A 20,760-nucleotide genomic window follows, 5' to 3' on the forward strand; every position below is an offset into this window, starting at 1 on the left:
GGCCCCGTGAGAGGTGTGCGCACCTCTCACAGGGCCTCTGAACTGGGCTTTCCCTCGTCTGCCGGTCACCGTGGCGGGGGAACCGTTCACCGCATCACCCATTCCCCCGGACGGTCGCCTTGCGTCACAGTGGCTGCACATGCATCGGCACATGCATGAGTCGCCGGGAGGGGTGCGATGAGGTACGAACGGCCGGCGGTGCACCGGACGATCTTCGCGGTGGACGTGGAGGGGTACGGCGACCCGCGCCGGACCACGCCCCACCGTCTGGCGCTGCGCGACGGCCTCTACCGGGCACTGCGCCGGGCCTTCGACGACGCCGGTGTCCCGTGGGCGGGCTGCCGGACCGACGACTGCGGCGACGGCGTCTTCGTCCTGGCCCCGCCGGAGATCCCCAAGGGACCGTTCGTCGAGTTCCTGCCGAACGCGCTCGCCGTGGCGCTGCACCGCCACAACCGGACCCACCACGCCGAGGCGCGGATCCGGCTCCGGATGGCCCTGCACGCGGGCGAAGTCGCCTACGACGACAACGGCGTCACCGCGCCGGCGATCAACCACTCGTTCCGGCTGCTGGAGGCGCCTCCGCTGAAGAAGGCGCTCAGGACGTCGCGAGGCGTGCTCGCGCTGATCACGTCGGCGTGGTTCTACGACGAGGTCGTCCGGCACAGCGACGACCTCGACCCGACGACGTTCCGGCCGGTGCGGGTGGAGGTGAAGGAGACCCGCACGACGGGCTGGATCTCGCTGCCGGACCGGCCCTTCCCGAGCCGCCTGGCCGAGGTGCCGGCCCCCGCGAGCGGCGAATACAGCACGTGGCGCCGCTTCCGGCGGCACGCCAAGGTGCTCGCCGACCAGGACGAGGCCCTCTAGCCCGAAAGCGACGTCGTAGGATCTACTGCCCTGGACACCGTCGCCGAGGGGAGGCCCGATGACCGTGCTGCGCCTGGGGGCGGCGTCCCGTGCCGACCCGCTGCCGGTGCTCGCCGCGGCCCGCCGGATCACCGACGACCTGCGTGACGGCCTGTCCGGCGCCCGCGCCCGCCGCGCCGCGCACGGCCTGCGGCGGCTGTTCGGCTTCCCCGGCCTCGGCCTCACCGACCTGTCCGGGGTGCTGCTGTGGTCGGGCCGTCCCGGGCCGGACGAGGTCGTCGCGACGGTGCTCGACAGCGTGCTGCACAGCGAAGAACCGGGCTCCGCCGACGACGTCCTGGTGCTGCCGCTGCACGTCCACGACGAACTCGCCGGCGCGCTGCTGGTCGTCGGCGACGTCCGGGACTCGGTGGCGGGCCAGGCCGCGGACCTCGTCGTGCGGGCACTGGAGCGCGGCCGGCTCGAGGCGTCGGCCGAGCAGGCCGCCCAGGCCGAGCTGCGCGCGCTGCGGGCGGAGATGTCGCCGCACTTCGTCTACAACGCCCTCACCGTCATCGCGTCGCTGGTGCGCTCGGACCCCGACCGCGCCCGTGACCTGATGCTCGACTTCGCCGACTACACGCGCTACAGCCTGTCCCGGCACGGCGAGTACACCGTCGTCGCCGAGGAGTTCCGCGCGATCGAGACGTACCTGGCGCTGCAGCGGGCGGTGCTCGGCGAACGGCTGCGCGTCCAGGTGCGGGTGGCGCCGGAGATCCTCGCCGTCGCCGTCCCCTACCTCGTGCTGGAACCGTTGGTGGAGAACGCGATCCGGCACGGCATCGAGCCGCGCCCGGAGGCCGGGCTGGTCCAGGTGCACGGGCAGGCGGAAGGGAACGACTGCGTGATCTTCGTCGAGGACGACGGGGTCGGCATGGATCCGAAGCGGGCCGCGGACCTGCTCGCCGGGCGGCTCGGGGACGACGACCCGGCCGGGCTCGGACTGGCCAATGTGGACAGACGGCTGCGGGACGTCTACGGCGCCTGGTACGGCCTGACCGTCGAGACCGAGGTCGGCGCCGGCACCCGGGTGATCGTGCGGGTGCCGCGGTTCCAGCCGGGGGTGCTGCCGTGACGGGCCTGCGGGTGCTCGCCGTCGACGACCTGCCGCCGGCGTTGGACGAACTGTGCACGATGCTGGGCGAAGCCCCCGAAGTCGGCGAAGTCGTCGGCGCGGGTGACGCGCTGAAGGCGTTGAAGCTGCTTCAGGCCGACCGGTTCGACGCCGTGTTCCTCGACATCTCGATGCCCGGCCTCGACGGGCTCGAACTGGCGTCCCTGCTGGCGAAGCTGAGCGAGCCACCGGTGATCGTGTTCGTCACGGCGCACGACGGCCACGCCGTCACCGCGTACGGCATCGGCGCGGTCGACTACCTGCTCAAGCCGGTCCGCGCCGAACGGCTGGCCGCGGCGCTCGCGAAGGTCGGCCGGATGGCGACCCCGGCCGGCCGCCCGACCCCGGACGCGATGGCCGCGCTCCCGGTCGAGTCCGGCGGCCGCACCCGCTACGTCCGCCGTGACGACGTCCTCTTCGTCGAGGCGCACGGTGACTACGTCCGGCTGCACACGCGCGGCGGCGTGCACCTGGTGCGGATGCCGATCTCACGGCTCGAGGAGTACTGGGAGGGCACCGGGTTCAGCCGGGTGCACCGCGGGTTCCTGCTCGCCGTCGGCGCGGTGCTGGAGCTGCGCAGCGACAGCGCGGGCGGCCTGCTCGCGCACACCGAGGCGGGGGACGTCCCGGTCAGCCGGCGCCACGCCCGCGACCTGCGCGACAGGCTGCTCGAAGCCGCCCAGCGCGGCCAGCTCGGGCCGGGCGCGCGATGAGCCGGATCCGGCGGGTGGCCGTCACCAGCCCGCAGACCCGCCTGGCCCACGCGCGACGTCGTTCGCGCGGCCGCTGGCGGGTCCCGCGGCTGCCGCCGGCGGAGACCCAGCGCGCCACGGCGCTGTACCGGGCGCAACGCCGTAGCGGCCTTCCCGCGCTGGTGCTGATGTTCGCGCTGCTGCTGGGCCTGCCGGGCGTGTTCGCGCTCTTTCCGGGCCTGGACTCGGTGCGGCTGCTGGGGATTCCGCTGTCCTGGCTGATGATCGCGGTTCTGCCGTACCCGTCGATGGCGCTGCTGGCGCGCTGGCAGCTGCGGCGCGCCGAGCGTCTCGAGGACGACCAGTGACCCGCCGGCCCCGAGCGCACTGGTCAGGCAGGGCGGGCTAGTGGGGGTCGCGCTCGCCGTCGCGCCGGTCGTGCTCGTGACGCTGCTGATCGGCGTCCGCGGGGTCGCCGCGATGCGCACGACGTCGGACTTCCTGGTGGCGTCCCGGCGGATCTCGCCACTGGTCAACTCCGCCGCGGTGTCCGGCGAGTACCTGTCGGCGGCGTCGTTCCTCGGCGTCGCCGGGCTCGTCGTCAAGGACGGCATCGGCGCGCTCTGGTACCCGGTCGGCTTCACCGCCGGCTACATCGCGATGCTCGTGCTGGTCGCGGCGCCGATGCGGCGCTCGGGCGCGCTGACCGTGCCCGACTTCGCCGAGGCCCGGCTCAACTCCCCCGCCCTGCGCCGCCTCGCCGCGGTGGTGGTGCTGGTGATCGGCACGATCTACGTCGTCCCGCAGTTCCGCACCGCCGGCCTGGTGCTCACCGCGGTCGGCGGCACGCAGTACTGGGTCGGCGTGGTGCTGGCCGGCGCCGCGGTCAGCGTCACCCTGGCCCTGGGCGGGATGCGCGCGGCGACGTACGTGCAGGCGTTCCAGTTCGTGCTGAAGCTGCTGCTGTTCCTGATCCCGGCGATCTGGCTGGTGCTGCAGGCGGGCGCGGTCAACCGGGCCGACGCGCTGAACCCCGTCGAGTTCACCCACTTCACCCGCGAGACGTCGGTGAAGTTCGAGGTCGACGTCACCATGGTCATCCGCGAGCCGACCGCGGTCCGGCGCAACAACGTCGCGGAAACGTTGCCGCCGGGGGAATTCACCGCGCACAGCCAGGACGTCGTCGTGTTCGGCGAGGGCACGGCGGTCCCGGCCGTCCGCGGCGGCGCCCCGCTCGGCGGCCCGGACTGGCGGCGCCCGCTGCTCGACCTCGGCGACCAGGGTTATCCGCTGCTCGGCACCTGGTCGGTGCTCATCGCGACCATGCTCGGCACGATGGGCCTGCCGCACGTGCTCATGCGCTTCCACACCAGCCCGGACGGGCGCGCCGCGCGCCGCACCGCCGCGATCACCGTGGCCCTGCTGGGGATCTTCTACCTCTTCCCCGGCGTCTACGGCGTCCTCGGCCGGGTCCTGGTCCCCGGGCTCTACCTCTCCGGCGCGACCGACACCGTCGTCGTCGCCCTGCCGTACCAAGTGGACAGTGGCTGGGCCGGAGGCCTCTTCACGGCGTTGCTGACCGCGGGCGCGTTCGCCGCCTTCCTGGCGACGTCGCTCGGGCTGCTGCTGGTGATGTCCGGGGCGCTGGCCCACGACCTCGTGCCCGGCGGGCTGCGCCGGCTGCGGTTCGCGGTGTTCGGCGTCGCCGCCGTGATGGTGCTGCTGGCGCTGCGTTCGGCCGAGCTGGACGCCGGGGTGCTCGTCACGTGGGGCTTCACCGTCGCCGCGTCGACGTTCTGCCCGCTGCTGGTGCTCGGCATCTGGTGGCCGCGGCTGACCGCGGCCGGCGCGATCGCCGGGGTGCTGACCGGGCTCGTCGCGTCGTCCGGCTCGATCCTGTTCGCCCTCGCCGGCCCGCGGCTGCACGGCTGGGTGGCGATCTTGGTGCAGCAACCGGCACCCTGGTCGGTACCGCTGGCGTTCGGCGTAATGGCGTTGGTCTCCCTGCGCGGGCGGCCCCCGCTCTGGGCGGCGTCCGCGATGCTCCGTCTGCACCTGGACGAACCCCGTTCGGCCAGGCCGCGCGACCGTTCGTCAACCGTTCGTCGTCTCGCGAGGCTGTTGAGCCGCTGATTCTTCACGCGAGCCTCACCTCTCCCTACGGTGACCCGGACCACATTCCGCAACGTCGCGAGGGAGCAGCATGAGCACGACGGAACCCGGCGGCCCCCCGGAAACGGCTGAAGCCGTCTGGGAACGCGCGCACAACAGCACCGAGTTCCGCGAGCTGCGCAGCCGCCTGCGCCGGTTCGTCTTCCCGATGGCGGCCGTGTTCCTGCTCTGGTACCTGCTGTACGTCCTGCTCGCCGACTACGCGCACGGCTTCATGAGCACGAAGGTGTTCGGCAACGTCAACGTCGGCCTGATCTTCGGCCTCCTGCAGTTCGTCTCGACGTTCGTGATCACCGGGCTCTACGTCCGCTACGCGAACCGCCGTCTCGACCCGATCGCGGAGAAGATCCGCGAGGACATCGAAAAGGAGGAGCGGGAATGAAGACGCTCGCCGCGGGAGTCGAAGGCAGCAACCCGCTCCTCAACATCAGCATCTTCGGCGTGTTCGTGATCATCACGCTGGTGATCGTGTTCCGGGCCAGCCGCAACAGCAAGACGGCGTCGGACTACTACGCCGCCGGCCGCGCGTTCACCGGCCCGCAGAACGGCATCGCGATCTCGGGTGACTACCTGTCCGCGGCGTCGTTCCTCGGCATCGCGGGCGCGATCGCCATCTACGGCTACGACGGCTTCCTCTACTCCATCGGCTTCCTCGTGGCCTGGCTGGTCGCGCTGCTGCTGGTGGCGGAACTGCTGCGCAACACCGGCAAGTTCACGATGGGCGACGTCCTGGCGTTCCGGATGAAGCAGCGCCCGGTGCGGGCCGCGGCCGCGACGTCCACGCTCGTGGTGTCGTTCTTCTACCTGCTGGCCCAGATGGCCGGCGCGGGCGGCCTGGTCGCGCTGCTGCTGGGCATCGAGGGCAAGACCGGCCAGTCGCTGGTGATCGTCATCGTCGGCGTGATCATGATCGCCTACGTGCTCATCGGCGGGATGAAGGGCACCACCTGGGTCCAGATCATCAAGGCCGCGCTGCTCATCGTCGGCGCGCTGGTGATGACGCTGTGGGTGCTGGGCAAGTACGGCTTCAACTTCTCCTCGCTCCTGCAGGCCGCCGTCGACAAGGGCGGCAAGACCGGCGAGGCGCTGCTCGGCCCGGGCAAGCAGTACGGCGCCACCGGAACGTCCAAACTGGACTTCTTCTCCCTCGGCATCGCGCTGGTGCTGGGCACCGCAGGCCTGCCGCACGTGCTGATGCGCTTCTACACCGTGCCGACCGCCCGCGACGCGCGCCGTTCGGTGGTCTGGGCGATCGTGCTGATCGGCGTGTTCTACCTGTTCACGCTGGTGCTGGGCTACGGCGCGGGCGCGCTGGTCGGGCCGGACAAGATCAAGGCCGCCCCGGGTGCCGCCAACTCCGCGGCGCCGCTGCTGGCGCTCGAACTGGGCGGCCCCGTGCTGCTCGGCCTGATCGCGGCGGTCGCGTTCGCCACGATCCTCGCCGTGGTGGCGGGCCTGACGATCACGGCGTCGGCGTCGTTCGCCCACGACGTCTACGCCAACGTGATCAAGAAGGGCAAGGCGACCCCGGGTTCGGAGGTGAAGGTCGCCCGGATCACCGCGCTGGTGATCGGCGCGGTCGCGATCCTCGGCGGCATCCTGGCCAACGGCCAGAACGTGGCCTTCCTGGTCGCGCTCGCGTTCGCGGTGGCGGCGTCGGCGAACCTGCCGACGATCCTCTACTCGCTGTTCTGGAAGCGGTTCAACACCCAGGGCGCGCTGTGGTCGATCTACGGCGGCCTGGCCGTCACGATCGTCCTGATCGTGTTCTCGCCGGCCGTCTCCGGCAAGCCGGTGGACCCGAAGACACACAAGAGCGCGTCGATGCTCCAGGGCGTCGACTTCCACTGGTTCCCACTTGACAACCCGGGCCTGGTCTCGATCCCGATCGCGTTCTTCCTCGGGTGGCTCGGCACCGTGCTGTCGAAGGAGCACAACGAGAAGAAGTACGCCGAGATGGAGGTCCGCTCCCTGACCGGCGCGGGCGCCGAGAAGGCCGTCTCCCACTAGCGGCCGCCGACCAGCGGCCATTGACACCGAAGGCCGTCGCGAGGGTGTTCCCGATCCCCTCGCGGCGGCCTTCGGCCATCAGTACGGCAGGTTTCCCCTGGCGACCTCGGCCAGCGTGTCGGCCAGGAACTTCCGGGTGTGGCCCCACAGGCCACCGCCCAGCGAAATCCGCGCCACGCCCAGCTCCGCGAGCCCGGCGATGCCGGGGCTGCCCGGCCACGCGGGCGCGTTGACGGCGCCGCCGACACCCTGCACGAACTCCGCGAGCACGTCCGACGTCCGCAGGTGGATCGGGTAGACGCAGTCGGCACCGGCCGCGAAGTACGCCTTCGCCCGGGCGACGTTGCCGGCCAGCACCTCACGGGGGTCGCTCGCGCCGCGGAAGGCGTCGAGGCGGGCGTTGATCACCAGGCCGTCACCGGCCGCCTCGCGCAGGGCGGCGATGCGCTCCGCCTGCACGGCGACCGGCCGGACCTGCCCGGTGGCGCTGTCGGTGTCCTCGAAGTTGAGGCCGGCCGCGCCGAGGTCCAGGAGCCGGGCCGCCAGCTCGGCGCCGTCCAGGCCGTAGCCGGATTCGGCGTCCACCGTCACAGGCACGCCGACTGCCTTCACGATCCGGGCGGCGGCCGCGAACATCTCGTCGGCCGGTGCCTGCTCCCCGTCGGGGAAGCCGAGGGCGGCCGCGACGGCGACCGAGCTGGTCGCGATCGCCGGGAACCCGGCCGCCTCGACGGCCTTCGCGGTGTCGGCGTCCCAGGCGTTCGGCAGGACCAGCGGCCGGCCCGGGACGTGCAGGGCCTTGAGCGCGGCGGCGCTCACGCGTCGCGCTTCGGCAGCGGCGAGTGGCTGGTGACGGCCACCCGGTTCCAGCTGTTGATCGCGATGACCTGCCACGCGACGGCGCGGTACTGGTCCTCGGTGAGCACCCGCACGGCCTCGTCGTAGACGTCGTCAGGGATGCTCTGGGTCGCGGCCAGCTTGGTCATCGCCTCGGTGAGGGCGAGAGCGGCCTGCTCCTGCTCGGTGAACAGGGTCGTCTCACGCCAGCCGTCGAGCACGAACAGCCGCCGCGGCGACTCGCCCGACTCGAGCGCGTCACGGCTGTGCATGTCGAGGCAGAACGCGCAGCCGTTGAGCTGCGACGCGCGCATCTTCACCAGCTCCATCAGCTTGTGGTCGACCCCCGCGTTCGCGCCGGCCTTGTCCACCTCGGCCTGCACGTTCGCCATCGCCTGGTAGATCTCGGGCGCGTGCCCGAGTCCGATCCGTTTCGTCATGGTGTCCACGCTAGCTCGCACTGGTCCACGAGTATGGTCCAGTCACATGGCAGATTCGTGGTCCAGTTCCGGCCTCGACGTCCACCTCGGCTGGCAGCCCGAGACCGGGCGCACCGGCCTGGCCGCGGCGATCCGGGCGGCCATCCGCGAAGGCCGCTGGCAGCCCGGGGCGGCCGTGCCGTCGACCCGGGCGCTGGCCCAGGACCTGGGCGTCGCCCGCGGCACGGTCACCCGCGTCTACGCCGACCTCGCCGCCGAGGGCTACCTGCGCACCGCCCAGGGCGCGCCGACCCGGGTCGCGACGGCCGGCGCCCTCCCCCAGTCCGCCCCGAGGCCGGCGCCCCGCGACCCGGCCCCGCGCTGGGACCTGCGGCCGGGGCGCCCGGACCTGACGGCGTTCCCCCGCCAGGCCTGGATCACGGCGACCCGCCGCGCGCTGCTGCGCACCCCGGCGGCGGCGTTCGGCTACGAGTCCGAGCTGGGCGCCCCGGAGCTGCGCGACACGCTGGCGGCGTACCTGGCCCGCAGCCGCGGAGTGGTCGCGGACCCGGCCCGGATCGTGGTGTGCCACGGCTATTCCCACGCGATCGCCGTCCTGGCGCGGGCCCTTCGCGGGCTCGACATCAACGAGATGGCGTTCGAAAACCCGTCCCTGCGCATGTACCGCGACATCGCCGCGGCGCAAGGCCAGCGAATCGCCGGCGTGGACGTCGACGAACACGGCGTCGACGTGTCCGCATTGGACAGTCCGGCGGTGGTCGTCACGGCGGCACACCAATACCCCACCGGCGTGACCCTCGCTCCCCACCGCCGCACCCAGCTGGCCCGCTCAGGCGCCCTGATCCTGGAAGACGACTACGACGGCGAGTTCCGCTTCGACCACCAGCAGGTGGGTGCGCTACAAGCCTTGGCACCAGAACGGGTCGTCTACGCGGGCACAGCAAGCAAAACCCTCGCCCCGGCATTGCGCCTGGCCTGGCTGGTCCTGCCACGCGCCCTGGTCGAACCGGTCCGCGCAGCCATGGCCGACAGCGGTTCCCGCCCGGCGATCCTGAACCAGCTGGCGCTGGCGGAGCTGCTCGACTCGGGCGGCTACGACCAGCACGTCCGCCGCAGCAGGGCGGAGTACCGCTCCCGCCGCGCCCGCCTCCTGACGGCCCTACCGGACTCAGTGCGTCCCCACGGCATAGCGGCGGGCCTGCACCTCCTGCTGATGCTCCCACCCGACGGCCCCACGGAAACAGAAGCGCTGGCGGCCTGCCGCCGCCGCGCAATCGGCATCGAAGGCCTCGGCACGTACTGGATGGACGAAAACCGCCCAGGAGGCCTGATAGTCGGCTACGCCGCCCCGCCCAAGCACGCCTTCGCGAGCGCAGTCCAAACCCTGATCGAGGCCCTCTGGGAAATCAACACCTGACCGCCTCGCCCAAACCGCCCCTCCATGAACGCGAGCCGACCCACCGGGTACGCGAGCCGACCCCTCAATCACACGTGATGCCTCGCCAATCACGCGTGATGCCCGTTAAATCACGTGAGATGCCCGCCGATCACGCGAATCCCGCCGCCCACCACACGAGTTCCGCCTCTGATCACACGAGTTCCGGCCCCAATCACGCGAGCTCCAGCCCCAGCCACGCGAGCTCCGGCTCCGGCTCCGGCTCCGGCTCCGGCTCCGGCTCCGGCTCCGGCTCCGGCTCCGATCACGCAAGCCCGCGCCGAGCCCGCGGGTCACCCTGTCGAGGTGACCCGCGGCGCAAGTCAGAACCAGCAGTCGGGCCGTACCCGGAGCAGTTCCGTCTTCAGCACCGGCGTCCCGTCCACCGGCGCCGGGTCGTCGGCGGTCGGCTGAATGCCACCCGCGGCGACCTTGTCCAGCGTCCGCAAGCCCGCTGCGCCGACCGTGCCGAACACCGTGTAGTTCGGCCGCAACGCGGAATCGCCGTACACGACGAAGAACTGCGAGCCGTTCGTGTCCGGGCCCGCGTTCGCCATCGCCAGCAGGCCCCGCGCGTAGACGCGACGGGCGCCGGTCGGGTCCGTCGGCGCCGGCGGCAGGTCCACCGGCAGCTCGTCCTTGTACTTGTAGCCCGGTCCGCCCTCCCCGGTCGCGGTCGGGTCGCCGCACTGCAGGACCTTCAGCGTCGGGTACGACGTCAGCCGGTGGCACACCGTGCGGTCGTAGAACCGGTGCTGCGCCAGGTGCAGGAAACTCTGCACGGTGCAGGGCGCCTCCGCACGGTCCAGCCGCAGCGGGAGCGCGCCCTGGGTGGTCGGGACCGAGACGTCCACCTTGCCGTGGCTCGGCGTGTGCCGCGGGTCGGGCGGCAGCGGCACCGGCCGCGAAGCCGGCTCGCCCGGCGTCTCGGTGTACTGGCAGGGGCCGTGTGTGGTCTTCGGTGGTGGCGGGGTGTCGTCCGCGGCGGCGACGCCACTCCCGGCCGCGAACAACGCGCCGACGGCCAGCGCGGTGACCAGTGCTTTCTTCATCCTGCACGCCCTCCCAGTGATCGCCCGGTTCCGGAGCGCCCCGCAGTCTAGGGCGCGGCACCGACAGGAATAACCGGCGAAAGTCGCCCATGTCATCCGGTCGGGTGAACCGCGGCAACGACCTCGGGAAATTGTCGGACCCCCCGAGCACGATGTCGATCACACGGCAAAGCGCCGCACCGCGAAGGGAGAGCCATGACGAAGCACGCAGGCGCAGAAAGTGTTTCACAGCAAGGGGATCACGGCCGTCGGCGACGTCGAAGACCTGTCGAAACCGTCGATCCGCCGGCGTCAGCCGCGCAGGTCCGCGATCAGCTCGTCGGCGGCGGCGAAGGGGTCCAGCTCCCGGGCCACGACCCGCTCGGCCACCCCCGACAGCCGGCCGCCCCCACGCAGGTCGGCCAGCTCGGCCCGCAACCGCCGCAGCGCGATGGCCTCGACCTCGTCACGGGCCCGTGCCACCCGGCGGCGGCCCAGCTCGTCGTGCGCGACCAGCCAGGCGTGGTGGTCGGCGAGCGCGCGGACCACCTCGTCGACGCCTTCACCCTTGGCCGCGACCGTCCGGACGATCGGCTGGCGCCAGCTCGGTCCCCGGATCTCCCGGCGCGCCAGCGAGATCAGCTGCTTGAGGTCGTGCACGGTGGCGTCCGCGCCGTCGCGGTCGGCCTTGTTGACGACGAAGACGTCGGCGATCTCCAGCACCCCGGCTTTCGCCGCCTGGATCCCGTCGCCCATGCCCGGCGCGAGCAGGACCACGGTGGTGTCGGCCAGCTTCACGACGTCCACTTCGGACTGCCCGACCCCGACGGTCTCGATCAGCACCACGTCGAAGCCGGCCGCGTCGAGCACGCGCACCGCCTGCGGAGTGGCCCACGAGAGCCCGCCGAGGTGCCCGCGCGTGGCCATCGACCGGATGAACACACCGGGGTCGGTGGCGTGCTCGGTCATCCGGATCCGGTCACCGAGCAGCGCCCCGCCCGAAAACGGCGAAGACGGGTCGATCGCGAGCACCCCGACCCGCTTGCCCTCCGCGCGCAACGCGGTGAGCAGGGCCGACGTCGAAGTCGACTTGCCGACGCCGGGTGGCCCGGTGAGCCCGACGATGCGGGCCCGCCCGGTGTGCGGGGTCAGCGCCCGCGCGATCTCCGCGACGCGGGGGTGGGCGTCCTCGACGAGGGAGAGCAGCCGCGCGACGGCACGGGGCTGCCCGTCCCGCGCGCGGCCGACCAGGTCGTCGAGGTCGAGTGGTGGGGTCACCTACGCCGTCGGCACCCGCAGCAGCAGGGCGTCACCCTGGCCACCGCCACCGCACAGCGCGGCGGCACCGAGCCCACCACCGCGGCGGCGCAGCTCGTGGATCAGGTGCACGGCCAGCCGTGCCCCGGACGCCCCGATCGGGTGGCCGAGGGCGATGGCACCGCCGTTGACGTTGACCTTCTCCGGGTCGACGCCGAGCTTGTCGGTCGACACGAGGCCGACGGCGGCGAACGCCTCGTTGATCTCGATCAGGTCGAGTGCGTCGGCGGCGAGCTTCTCCTTCGCCAGCGCGGCGAGGATGGCGTTCGACGGCTGCTCGTGCAGGCTCGCGTCCGGCCCGGCGACGACCCCGTGCGCGCCGATCTCGGCGATCGCCGTGAGGCCCAGCTCCTCGGCCTTGGCCTTGCTGGCGACCACGACGGCGGCGGCGCCGTCGGAGATCTGCGACGCCGAACCCGCCGTGATGGTGCCGTCGGAGGCGAAGGCGGGGCGCAGCCTCGCGAGCCCCTCGGCCGTAGTGTCGGCGCGGACGCCCTCGTCGGTGTCGAAGACGACCGGGTCACCCTTGCGCTGCGGGATGGAGACCGGCGCGATCTCGTCGGCGAAGTAACCGTTCTTGATGGCTTCGGCCGCGCGCTGGTGGGAGCGCGCCGAGAACGCGTCCTGCTGCTCACGGGTGACCCCGTAGCGGGAGTTGTACTTCTCCGTCGAGGCGCCCATGGCGACCTGGTCGAAGGCGCAGAAGAGACCGTCGTAGGCCATGTGGTCGACGAGGGTGGTGTCGCCGTACTTGAAGCCGGAGCGGGACTTGGGCAGCAGGTGCGGCGCCTGGGTCATCGACTCCTGGCCGCCGGCGACCACGATGTCGAACTCGCCGGCGCGGATCAGCTGGTCGGCCAGGGCGATGGCGTCGAGGCCGGAGAGGCAGACCTTGTTGATCGTCAGCGCGGGCACGCTCATCGGGATGCCCGCCGCGACCGCGGCCTGGCGGGCCGGGATCTGGCCGGCGCCGGCGGTCAGCACCTGGCCCATGATCGTGTACTGCACCGCGTCCGGGGCGACCCCGGCGCGTTCGAGGGCGGCCTTGATGGCGACCCCGCCCAGCTGCGCGCCCGTGAAGTCCTTGAGGGACCCCAGCAGGCGCCCGATCGGTGTACGGGCGGCACCCAGGATCACGGAACCGGACACGGCGTCCTCCAAGCTTCGGCGCATGGGCAGTTCGTTCGACCATACCCGGGGTACTGCCTTCTTGATGGAGCCAGTGTGAGGCGGGGCACGCGACGATTCCGCCTCGCCGCGAGGCCGCGGCCCCCTATCCTGCCTCCATGAATGACGCCCTGCGGCCGTTCGTGACGGCCATCGACCACGTCGGCATCGCGGTCCCGGACCTGGACGCGGCCATCGAGTTCCACCGCGCGCACTTCGGCCTGGAAGTGGCGCACGAGGAGGTGAACGAAGAGCAGGGAGTGCGCGAGGCGATGCTGCGCGCGCCCGGCACGGCGGGCACGGAGACGCAGATCCAGCTGCTGGCGCCACTGCGCGACGACTCGGCGATCGGCAAGTTCCTGGCGAAGAGCGGCCCGGGGCTGCAGCAGCTGGCGTACCGCGTGTCCGATGTGGACGCGGCGGCGGCCGCCCTGCGCGACCAGGGCCTGCGCCTGCTGTACCAGGACGCGAAGCGCGGCACGTCCAACAGCCGGGTGAACTTCGTCCACCCCAAGGACGCGGGCGGCGTGCTCGTCGAACTGGTGGAACCGGCCAAGAACGGCTCCGCGCACTGAACGCACCCGTTCCGGCGCAACAGGTTCGGCGCGAAAGGTCCGCACGCACGTGACACAAGAGGGGCGGGGCGGGGCGGGGCGGGGCGGGGCGGGGCGGGGCGGGGCGGGGCGGGGCGGGGCGGGGCGGGGAAGCATGACCCGCACCGCCGGGCAGCCGCCACCGTGGCCGTTGGCCACCGCAACGGCCACGCCGGGCGCGAAGGCCGTCGGCGAAGGCTTGTCGGCGCATGCCCTCCGCATCACGCCACCGAACTCGGGCCCGGCCGTCGTGATCGATCGGCGGCACCGGTTCCTAAGCGGGCGCGACCTTGGCGGCCAGCGATTCCGCGATGAAGGTGAGCTCGCCGTCGAACTCGGCGGGGAGGTCGTTCTCCGCGTGCCTCGCCGTCGCGTGGCGGTGGCTGACCGCGCGGGCGAGCAGGCCCGACGCGCGGTCCACGTCGACCACCGGCAGCCGGTCGCCGGTGGCGGCCAGGATCACCGAGCGGACCTGGCGCACCAGCACCTGGAAGCGCTCGTGGAGGGCGTCGCGGACGACGTGGTGGGTGTCGGCCTCGCGCCACAGCAGGTGCGAGAGCCCGAGTGACCGGCTGAAGCGGTGGTCCAGTTCGCGGACGAGCCGCCGCAGGCTGCCGGCCAGGTCGCCGGGGACGACGACCACCGCCGGCTCGATGCGCTCGTCCGGGAGGCGCTCGACCAGGGCCGTGAGCAGGTCCGCCTTGTGCCGGAAGTAGTAGTGCACCAGCCCCTTCGGCACCCCGGCCCGCTCCGCGATGCGGGAGGTCGGGGTGGCGTCGAAGCCGGATTCGGCGAAGAGCGCCTCGGCTGCGCAGAGAATGCGCTCCTTCGCCGAATCCTCGGTCATTCCGGTGCCTCCTGGTCGGTCAGTGCTGGCCTGCCGTGCGGTGCGCGGCGCTCGCGACCGGCATCGCTGCCGCGCCGGCGACGACCGTCAGCACCCCGGCGATCCAGGACGTCCAGGACGCGCCGTTGAACTCGGTGTATCCCATCACCCACGGCGCGATGAAGAGCAGCACGCCGAGTGCGATCTGGATGCCTTCGCCGTAGACGACCCCGGGCAACCCGAGTGAGACCAGGCCGTCGAGGGCGATCAGCGCTCCCAGGACGACCATCGTCCACATCACGGTGCTGTCCGTGCTCAGCCAAAGGGGTGAAAGAGCGGCGACGACCCCGATGACGACCTCGGCCCAGTCGTGGGGCCGGGTCCACGCGCGCGTAGAGACTTCACTCATTCGTGCTCACCTCCGTAGGTGATCCTGCTGGTCGGGTGGTGTTCCCGACCTCGATCATCCGCTTTGACTGGCCAGCCGGTCAAGATTGATCCGTCACAGTTGAGGGTGTAATCGTGCCGCTCGTCTCGTACAGTTGTGGGCCAGAGTTACCGGCGAGTAATTTCGGCCGACAACGCCGTTGACCCCCATTTTCGCGGAGGAACCGATGACGCAGCTCGGCGAGATCCAGCAGGCCATCCTGAACGGCGAGTCCGCCGCGGTCGGCTCGCTGCCCGTGCCCGAGAGCTACCGGGGGGTGACCGTCCACGAGGACGAGGTCGACATGTTCGAGGGCCTCGAGAGCCGGGACAAGGACCCGCGCAAGTCGCTGCACGTGGACGACGTGCCCGTCCCGGAGCTGGGCCCCGGCGAGGCGCTCGTCGCCGTGATGGCGAGCGCGATCAACTACAACACCGTGTGGACGTCGATCTTCGAGCCGATCCCCACGTTCAAGTTCCTCAAGAAGTACGGCAAGCTCTCGCCCCTGTCGAAGCGGCACGACCTGCCGTACCACGTGGTCGGCTCGGACCTGTCCGGCGTCGTGCTGCGCACCGGCGTCGGCGTGCACAACTGGAAGCCGGGCGACGAGGTCGTCGCGCACTGCCTGAACGTCGAGCTGGAGAGCCCGGACGGGCACAACGACACGATGCTCGACACCGAGCAGCGGATCTGGGGCTTCGAGACGAACTTCGGCGGGCTCGCCGAAATCGCGCTGGTCAAGGCGAACCAGCTGATGCCGAAGCCGGACCACCTCACCTGGGAGGAGGCCGCCTCCCCCGGGCTGGTCAACTCCACCGCCTACCGCCAGCTCGTCTCGCGCAACGGCGCGGACATGAAGCAGGGTGACGTCGTCCTGATCTGGGGCGCTTCGGGCGGCCTCGGCTCCTACGCGACGCAGTACGCGCTGAACGGCGGGGCCATCCCGGTGTGCGTCGTGTCCAGCCCGGAGAAGGCCGCGATCTGCCGGAAGCTCGGCGCCGAGCTGATCATCGACCGCAGCGCCGAGGCGTACAAGTTCTGGAAGAGCGACACCGAGCAGGACCCGAAGGAGTGGCAGCGCCTCGGCGCGAAGATCCGCGAGCTGACCGGCGGCGAGGACCCGGACATCGTGTTCGAGCACCCGGGCCGGGAGACGTTCGGCGCGTCCGTCTACGCCGCACGCAAGGGCGGCACGATCGTCACCTGCGCGTCGACCTCGGGATACATGCACCAGTACGACAACCGCTACCTGTGGATGAACCTGAAGCGGATCATCGGCTCCCACTTCGCGAACTACCGCGAGTCCTGGGAGGCGAACCGGCTGATCGCCAAGGGTCTGATCCACCCGACGCTGTCGAAGACGTACTCGCTCGAGGAGACCGGGCAGGCCGCGCTGGACGTCCACCGCAACGCGCACCAGGGCAAGGTCGGTGTGCTCGCGCTCGCGCCGCAGGAAGGCCTCGGCGTCCGTGACGAGGAGAAGCGCGCGAAGCACCTCGACGGGATCAACGCGTTTCGCGGCGCCTGAGCGGAAAGGGGCCGGATCGCGGCGTCGGGATCCGCCGGGATCCGGCCCGATCCGGCAAGATCCTTTCGCCGCATCAGGCGGCACTTTCGGCGCAGGCCCCGGGTGCTCACCCTTCCGTGACCCGGCTGCGACTACGGTAGGCGCATGAGCCTTGGCGATGAACGGGAGCTTGTGCCGCTGGGAGCCGGCTTCGACGTGGCGAAGCGCGGGTACAGCCGAGCACAGGTCGACGAGCACCTCGAACGGCTGGACGCCGACCTGAAAATGCTCACCGCGGATCGGGACGCCGCCATCGCGCAGGCCGGCGACCTGGCCCGGCAGCTGGAGATCGCGCGCGGCGAGATCGCGGACCTGCGCGGGCAGGTCGACCGGCTGGCCCAGCCGCCCACCAGTGTCGAAGGCCTCTCGGAGCGGCTGCAGCGGATGCTGCGCCTGGCCCAGGACGAGTCCGCGGACACGCGGGCCCGCGCCGAGGCCGAAGCCGGCCACATCCGGGCCAAGGCCGAGACGGACGCGAGCGCCATGCGCGCCCGCTACGAGCAGCTGCTCACCGAGCTCGACCTGCGCCGCAAGGAGATGGAGGCGGAGCACCGCAAGGTGCTCGAGGACGCCCGCGCCGAGGCCAAGGAGATCACCGACAAGGCCGAGGCCGAGCGCACGAAGCTCGACACCGAGTCGTCGGACCGGCGCACGAAGGTCGAAGAGGACTTCGAGATCGCGATGGCTTCGCGCCGCACCGAGGCGATGCGCGTGCTGGCCGAGCAGGAGGCCGCGAGCAAGGCCGAGGCCGCGCGCCGCGTCCAGGAGGCCACCCAGGACGCCGCCGACATCCGCGCGAAGATCCTCGAGGAGGAGACCTCCGCGAAGGCCGAGATCGAACGCCGTCAGCGGGAGTCGGTCGCGGACGCGAACAAGCGCCGTCAGGACTCGATCAACGAGGCGAACGCCCGGCTCGCGGAGGCCGCCGACGAGGCGCGCCGCCGCGTCACGACGGCGACCGAGGAGTCGAACCGGCGGATCACCCAGGCGAACGAGCGCGTCGACTCGCTGCGCAAGGTGCGCGGCGGGCTGGCCGAGCAGGTCCGCGCGGCGCGGGCGGTGCTCGCCGAGGCGCACACCGTCCTGGGCGACGACGTGAAGGTGCCCGCGGAGGTCACGACCGACCTGAAGGCCGCGGACCTGAAACCGGACCGGCCGGCGGCCGAATCCGACACCGGGAAAACGAAGCCGGTGAGCGACGTCGAAGAGACCATCCGGATCCGGGCCTCGGACGTTCCGAAGCCGAAGCCGGCCCCCAAGCAGGCGGCGAAGCCCGCGCCGAAGCCCAGTCCGCGGCCAAGCGGAGCGCAGAAAGCGACTGGCGAGTAACCTTCCACCCGACACGAGCGCGGACGAGCCTGCGCGGTCGACTCCGACCGGCTGTCGTCCCTGCTCACGCGGGATCACCTGGAGGTTTTGCGCATGGGTGCGGCATATCGGACCGTGGTGGTGGGCACGGACGGCTCGGAGTCGTCGTTCGCGGCGGTGGACCGCGCGGCGGCGGTGGCCGGCGACGCGGGGGCGACGCTCGTCATCGCGTGCGCGTTCTACCCGGCCAGCAAGACCGACGTCGACAAGGCCCAGGACGTCCTGGGTGACGAGGCCTACCAGGTCGTCGGCTCGGCACCGGCCGAGGACACGCTGCAGTCCGCCCGGGACCGGGCGGTGCGCGCGGGGGCCGAAAAGATCGACACCATCGCGGTGAAGGGCGACCCGGTCGACTCGCTGCGCAAGGTCGTGCACGAGCGCGAGGCCGACCTGCTGGTGGTCGGCAACCGCGGGCTGAACACGATCGCGGGCCGGATCCTCGGCTCGGTGCCGTCGGAGGTGGCCCGCAAGTCCGGTGTGGACGTGCTGATCGTCCACACGACCTGAGCGTGACCGATTCGAGTGAAGAACTTCAGCAGCGGCTCGAGCGCATCCTGCTCGGCGGCAGGCGGAAGTACACCCGGCTCGAAGTGGCCGAGAAGGCCGGCGTGCCCGACGATCGGTCGCGCCGGCTCTGGCGTGCGCTGGGGTTCGCGACGGTCGCCGACGACGAGGTGGTCTTCACCGACGCCGACGTCGAGGCGATGCGGACGGCGGACCAGCTGGTGCAGTCGGGCCTGATCGACCCGAGCATCGAAGTGGCGGTGACACGCGCGCTCGGCCAGCACCTGTCGCGGCTGGCCGAGTGGCAGGTCGACATGCTGTTCGAGCTGATCAAGGAGCAGCCGGAGCTGGGCCGTAGCGAGCGCCAGGTGGCCCGGCTCGTCGACCGGCTGCTGCCGGAGCTCGAGCAGGTGCAGAACTTCGTCTGGCGGCGGCACCTGGCGGCGTACGCCGGCCGGGCGTTCGCGGCGCCGGACGAGAACCTCGAGACGCGCACCCAGGTGGTCGGTTTCGTGGACATGGTCGGCTACACGCGCCTGACGCGCCAGATCGACGAGGACGAGCTGAGCCGGATGCTCGACGCGTTCGAGCTGCTCGCGACGGAGACCATCGCCGAGCACCACGGCCGGGTGGTCAAGATGATCGGCGACGAGGTCCTGTTCGTCGCCGACTCGGCGGTGGCCGCGGCGGAGATCGCGCTGGCCCTGACCGAGCGCACGTCGGCGGACGAGAGCATCCCGGCGGTCCGCGCGGGCATGGCGTCCGGCCGCGTCTTGAACCGCTTCGGCGACGTCTACGGCTCGGTGGTCAACCTGGCGGCCCGCCTGACGTCGGTGGCCCGCCCGGGCACGATCCTGATCGACCGCGAACTGGCGACGGAGCTGGCGGAGGAACCGGCGTACGAGCTGCGCCAGCGCCGCCCGGTGACGGTCCGCGGCTACAACCGCCTCCGCCCGTCGGCGCTGCGCCGCGCGCGCGAGGCCCCGACAGGCGCCTTCGCGAGCTCACAGCAGCTGGCGGCGGAGATGCTGGGCCTCACCGAACCAGCGCCGGCGATCGAGCCGGAAGACCCGCCCCACCCTCGCCGACGCCGACGGCGCCGCATGCTCTGACGCCGCCCGGCCTGCCGGACCTCCACGGAGTGCTTCGGCCGCTCTCCACGAGGCCGCCGTCCGGGCCGATCAGGCTTCCCGACCCCGAAGCCGAGCGGCAGCACCACCGGGGCTGAGCGCCCCTCACCCCGTCAACGACGACGCACGTTTTGGCCCCACCGCCGAGAACCCACCGAAACTCCCCCGCCGCTCCCAGGGGGGCGTCCCCAGGTCCAGTCTAGGGCCTGTATCGAAGTTGGTCAGAGCCATTCGTTGATTGCCGCGATCTGGACGGTGGCCTCGTACCGAACCGCGAGCTTGTCATAACGGGTAGCCACCCCACGGTGACGTTTGAGCCGGTTGATGCCGCACTCCACCGCATGACGCTGCTTATAGACCTCGGGTCGAAGGCCGGTGGCCGACCGCCCGTCGACCCCTTGGCCTTGCGGTGCGCGTCCTGATCAGCCTTGCTCGGTATCGTCGCCTTAATCCCGCGACCGCGCAGGTGAGCCCGGTTGGCTTTCGAGGTGTAAGCCTTGTCCGCAAGCACCCGATCAGGACGCGTCCGCGGCCGCCCACCAGCCGGTCGAGGCACCCGGATCCCGGCCAGGACCGGAATGAACTGCGGGCTGTCGCCACGCTGTCCAGCGGTCAGCACGATCGACAACGGCTTCTGCCCCTGCTCACACCCCAGATGCACCTTTGTGGTCAGCCCACCGCGGGATCGGCCCAACGCGTGATCATCAGGCTCGACGATGGTCCCGCCTGGCGGCTCGGCCTGCAGATCCCCCTTTTCCGCGCACCCGCCGCATGCTGATGCGCCCGCGCGATCGTCGAGTCCACGCTGACATCCCACGTGATCCACCCCTCGGCTTCGGCCACAGCCTGCACCGCGGTCAGGACCGCCTGCCAGACACCAGCGCGTTGCCACCGCCGGAACAGTCCATAAACCGCAGCCCAGGACCCATACCCTGCGGGCATGTCCCGCCACGGAGCACCGGTGCGCACCCGCCACCGGATCCCGTCGATCAGCTGCCGCCTGCTCCACAACGACGGCCGACCCAGCCGCGACGGCGCAGCCAGCAACGGCTCCAGCGTTGCCCACTGCTCGTCGGTCAGGTCGAACCGCCCCGTCACCGCTAGGGTGTTCATGAGGTCTCCGGTGTTCAGGTTCTTCTTGGTCGACGAACCAGCTACCGGAGACCTCACCTATGTCGACCACCGACACGCCCGACAGCGTCAGCTCCAGCTCAACCAGCT

20 protein-coding genes and 1 pseudogene are annotated in these 20,760 nt (G+C 71.6%); 13 read left to right on the plus strand and 8 right to left on the minus strand.

Features of this window, described 5'->3' with window-relative positions:
* The first annotated feature begins 177 nt into the window (after positions 1-177).
* The 7 genes from ACGFMK_RS12825 (at position 178) to ACGFMK_RS12855 (ending at position 6,897) form a co-directional block, all read left to right on the plus strand.
* Entirely contained in the window at positions 178-870 is a 693-nt protein-coding gene (locus tag ACGFMK_RS12825; RefSeq protein WP_392761402.1) for a hypothetical protein, read from the plus strand.
* A gap of 58 nt (positions 871-928) precedes the next feature.
* Positions 929-1,984 (plus strand): sensor histidine kinase, encoded by a 1,056-nt coding sequence (locus ACGFMK_RS12830; protein WP_392761405.1) that lies wholly within the window; start codon positions 929-931, stop codon positions 1,982-1,984.
* Positions 1,981-2,736: a LytR/AlgR family response regulator transcription factor gene (locus ACGFMK_RS12835; RefSeq protein WP_392761408.1), complete on the plus strand. Its 756-nt coding sequence runs from the start codon at positions 1,981-1,983 to the stop codon at positions 2,734-2,736. Before ACGFMK_RS12830 ends, ACGFMK_RS12835 begins: the two co-directional genes overlap by 4 nt.
* Entirely contained in the window at positions 2,733-3,083 is a 351-nt protein-coding gene (locus tag ACGFMK_RS12840; protein ID WP_392761411.1) for a hypothetical protein, read from the plus strand. The genes ACGFMK_RS12835 and ACGFMK_RS12840 overlap by 4 nt, the downstream gene beginning before the upstream one ends.
* Positions 3,084-3,123: 40 nt before the next feature.
* Positions 3,124-4,848, plus strand: a complete 1,725-nt coding sequence (locus tag ACGFMK_RS12845; protein ID WP_392761414.1) for a cation acetate symporter — start codon at positions 3,124-3,126, stop codon at positions 4,846-4,848.
* Between the two features lie 70 nt (positions 4,849-4,918).
* Positions 4,919-5,269, plus strand: coding sequence for a DUF485 domain-containing protein (locus tag ACGFMK_RS12850; RefSeq protein ID WP_392761417.1), 351 nt, complete (start codon positions 4,919-4,921; stop codon positions 5,267-5,269).
* Positions 5,266-6,897, plus strand: a complete 1,632-nt coding sequence (locus ACGFMK_RS12855; RefSeq protein WP_392761420.1) for a cation acetate symporter — start codon at positions 5,266-5,268, stop codon at positions 6,895-6,897. The genes ACGFMK_RS12850 and ACGFMK_RS12855 overlap by 4 nt, the downstream gene beginning before the upstream one ends.
* A gap of 78 nt (positions 6,898-6,975) precedes the next feature.
* Here ACGFMK_RS12855 and ACGFMK_RS12860 read toward each other — a convergent pair whose 3' ends face one another.
* A complete protein-coding gene (locus ACGFMK_RS12860; RefSeq protein WP_392761423.1) occupies positions 6,976-7,716 on the minus strand; it encodes an isocitrate lyase/phosphoenolpyruvate mutase family protein in 741 nt (246 codons plus the stop codon).
* Positions 7,713-8,174 carry a carboxymuconolactone decarboxylase family protein gene (locus ACGFMK_RS12865; RefSeq protein WP_392761425.1) on the minus strand — a complete coding sequence of 154 codons (462 nt, stop codon included), beginning with the start codon at positions 8,172-8,174 and terminating at the stop codon, positions 7,713-7,715. The genes ACGFMK_RS12860 and ACGFMK_RS12865 overlap by 4 nt, the downstream gene beginning before the upstream one ends.
* A 46-nt stretch (positions 8,175-8,220) precedes the next feature.
* On the opposite strand from ACGFMK_RS12865, the gene ACGFMK_RS12870 reads away from it, so the two are divergent.
* Positions 8,221-9,591 (plus strand): PLP-dependent aminotransferase family protein, encoded by a 1,371-nt coding sequence (locus ACGFMK_RS12870; protein WP_392761428.1) that lies wholly within the window; start codon positions 8,221-8,223, stop codon positions 9,589-9,591.
* 341 nt (positions 9,592-9,932) lie between these two features.
* On the opposite strand, the gene ACGFMK_RS12875 is transcribed toward ACGFMK_RS12870, so the two are convergent.
* The 3 genes from ACGFMK_RS12875 to ACGFMK_RS12885 form a co-directional block, all read right to left on the minus strand.
* The gene (locus ACGFMK_RS12875) at positions 9,933-10,661 is read right to left on the minus strand and encodes a peptidylprolyl isomerase (RefSeq protein ID WP_392761430.1); all 729 of its coding nucleotides are present in this window, start codon (positions 10,659-10,661) and stop codon (positions 9,933-9,935) included.
* Positions 10,662-10,952: 291 nt separating this feature from the next.
* On the minus strand, positions 10,953-11,918 hold the full coding sequence (gene meaB, locus ACGFMK_RS12880) for a methylmalonyl Co-A mutase-associated GTPase MeaB (protein WP_392761432.1): 966 nt from the start codon (positions 11,916-11,918) through the stop codon (positions 10,953-10,955).
* On the minus strand, positions 11,919-13,106 hold the full coding sequence (locus tag ACGFMK_RS12885; RefSeq protein ID WP_323337543.1) for an acetyl-CoA C-acetyltransferase: 1,188 nt from the start codon (positions 13,104-13,106) through the stop codon (positions 11,919-11,921).
* Positions 13,107-13,243: 137 nt separating this feature from the next.
* On the opposite strand from ACGFMK_RS12885, the gene mce reads away from it, so the two are divergent.
* Positions 13,244-13,699, plus strand: a complete 456-nt coding sequence (gene mce / locus ACGFMK_RS12890; RefSeq protein WP_392761435.1) for a methylmalonyl-CoA epimerase — start codon at positions 13,244-13,246, stop codon at positions 13,697-13,699.
* Positions 13,700-13,991: 292 nt separating this feature from the next.
* Here mce and ACGFMK_RS12895 read toward each other — a convergent pair whose 3' ends face one another.
* Both ACGFMK_RS12895 and ACGFMK_RS12900 read right to left on the minus strand, forming a co-directional pair.
* On the minus strand, positions 13,992-14,564 hold the full coding sequence (locus ACGFMK_RS12895) for a TetR/AcrR family transcriptional regulator (RefSeq protein WP_392761438.1): 573 nt from the start codon (positions 14,562-14,564) through the stop codon (positions 13,992-13,994).
* A gap of 19 nt (positions 14,565-14,583) precedes the next feature.
* Complete coding sequence (locus ACGFMK_RS12900; RefSeq protein ID WP_392761441.1) at positions 14,584-14,952, minus strand: SPW repeat protein; 369 nt, start codon at positions 14,950-14,952, stop codon at positions 14,584-14,586.
* 205 nt (positions 14,953-15,157) lie between these two features.
* Between ACGFMK_RS12900 and ccrA the strand changes: the two genes are divergently transcribed.
* From ccrA to ACGFMK_RS12920, 4 genes are all read left to right on the plus strand, one after another.
* Positions 15,158-16,498 carry a crotonyl-CoA carboxylase/reductase gene (ccrA, locus tag ACGFMK_RS12905; protein WP_392761443.1) on the plus strand — a complete coding sequence of 447 codons (1,341 nt, stop codon included), beginning with the start codon at positions 15,158-15,160 and terminating at the stop codon, positions 16,496-16,498.
* 171 nt (positions 16,499-16,669) lie between these two features.
* A complete protein-coding gene (locus ACGFMK_RS12910) occupies positions 16,670-17,866 on the plus strand; it encodes a chromosome segregation protein (RefSeq protein ID WP_392761513.1) in 1,197 nt (398 codons plus the stop codon).
* A 93-nt stretch (positions 17,867-17,959) separates the two neighbouring features.
* Entirely contained in the window at positions 17,960-18,412 is a 453-nt protein-coding gene (locus ACGFMK_RS12915) for a universal stress protein (RefSeq protein ID WP_392761446.1), read from the plus strand.
* Positions 18,413-18,414: 2 nt separating this feature from the next.
* Positions 18,415-19,521 carry an adenylate/guanylate cyclase domain-containing protein gene (locus ACGFMK_RS12920; RefSeq protein WP_392761449.1) on the plus strand — a complete coding sequence of 369 codons (1,107 nt, stop codon included), beginning with the start codon at positions 18,415-18,417 and terminating at the stop codon, positions 19,519-19,521.
* A gap of 239 nt (positions 19,522-19,760) precedes the next feature.
* Here ACGFMK_RS12920 and ACGFMK_RS12925 read toward each other — a convergent pair.
* A pseudogene (locus ACGFMK_RS12925) lies at positions 19,761-20,652 on the minus strand (IS5 family transposase).
* Positions 20,653-20,760: the final 108 nt, after the last annotated feature.

This window comes from Amycolatopsis sp. NPDC049252 (assembly GCF_043197175.1).
GTDB lineage: Bacteria > Actinomycetota > Actinomycetes > Mycobacteriales > Pseudonocardiaceae > Amycolatopsis.

Bases quoted from the DNA above. Each gene is read 5' to 3' on its own strand.
- ACGFMK_RS12825 (WP_392761402.1), top strand. From the start codon at position 178: ATGAGGTACGAACGGCCGGCGGTGCACCGGACGATCTTCGCGGTGGAC.
- ACGFMK_RS12830 (WP_392761405.1), top strand. From the start codon at position 929: ATGACCGTGCTGCGCCTGGGGGCGGCGTCCCGTGCCGACCCGCTGCCG.
- ACGFMK_RS12840 (WP_392761411.1), top strand. From the start codon at position 2,733: ATGAGCCGGATCCGGCGGGTGGCCGTCACCAGCCCGCAGACCCGCCTG.
- ACGFMK_RS12850 (WP_392761417.1), top strand. From the start codon at position 4,919: ATGAGCACGACGGAACCCGGCGGCCCCCCGGAAACGGCTGAAGCCGTC.
- ACGFMK_RS12855 (WP_392761420.1), top strand. From the start codon at position 5,266: ATGAAGACGCTCGCCGCGGGAGTCGAAGGCAGCAACCCGCTCCTCAAC.
- ACGFMK_RS12865 (WP_392761425.1), bottom strand. From the start codon at position 8,174: ATGACGAAACGGATCGGACTCGGGCACGCGCCCGAGATCTACCAGGCG.
- ACGFMK_RS12870 (WP_392761428.1), top strand. From the start codon at position 8,221: ATGGCAGATTCGTGGTCCAGTTCCGGCCTCGACGTCCACCTCGGCTGG.
- ACGFMK_RS12875 (WP_392761430.1), bottom strand. From the start codon at position 10,661: ATGAAGAAAGCACTGGTCACCGCGCTGGCCGTCGGCGCGTTGTTCGCG.
- mce (WP_392761435.1), top strand. From the start codon at position 13,244: ATGAATGACGCCCTGCGGCCGTTCGTGACGGCCATCGACCACGTCGGC.
- ACGFMK_RS12895 (WP_392761438.1), bottom strand. From the start codon at position 14,564: ATGACCGAGGATTCGGCGAAGGAGCGCATTCTCTGCGCAGCCGAGGCG.
- ACGFMK_RS12900 (WP_392761441.1), bottom strand. From the start codon at position 14,952: ATGAGTGAAGTCTCTACGCGCGCGTGGACCCGGCCCCACGACTGGGCC.
- ccrA (WP_392761443.1), top strand. From the start codon at position 15,158: ATGACGCAGCTCGGCGAGATCCAGCAGGCCATCCTGAACGGCGAGTCC.
- ACGFMK_RS12915 (WP_392761446.1), top strand. From the start codon at position 17,960: ATGGGTGCGGCATATCGGACCGTGGTGGTGGGCACGGACGGCTCGGAG.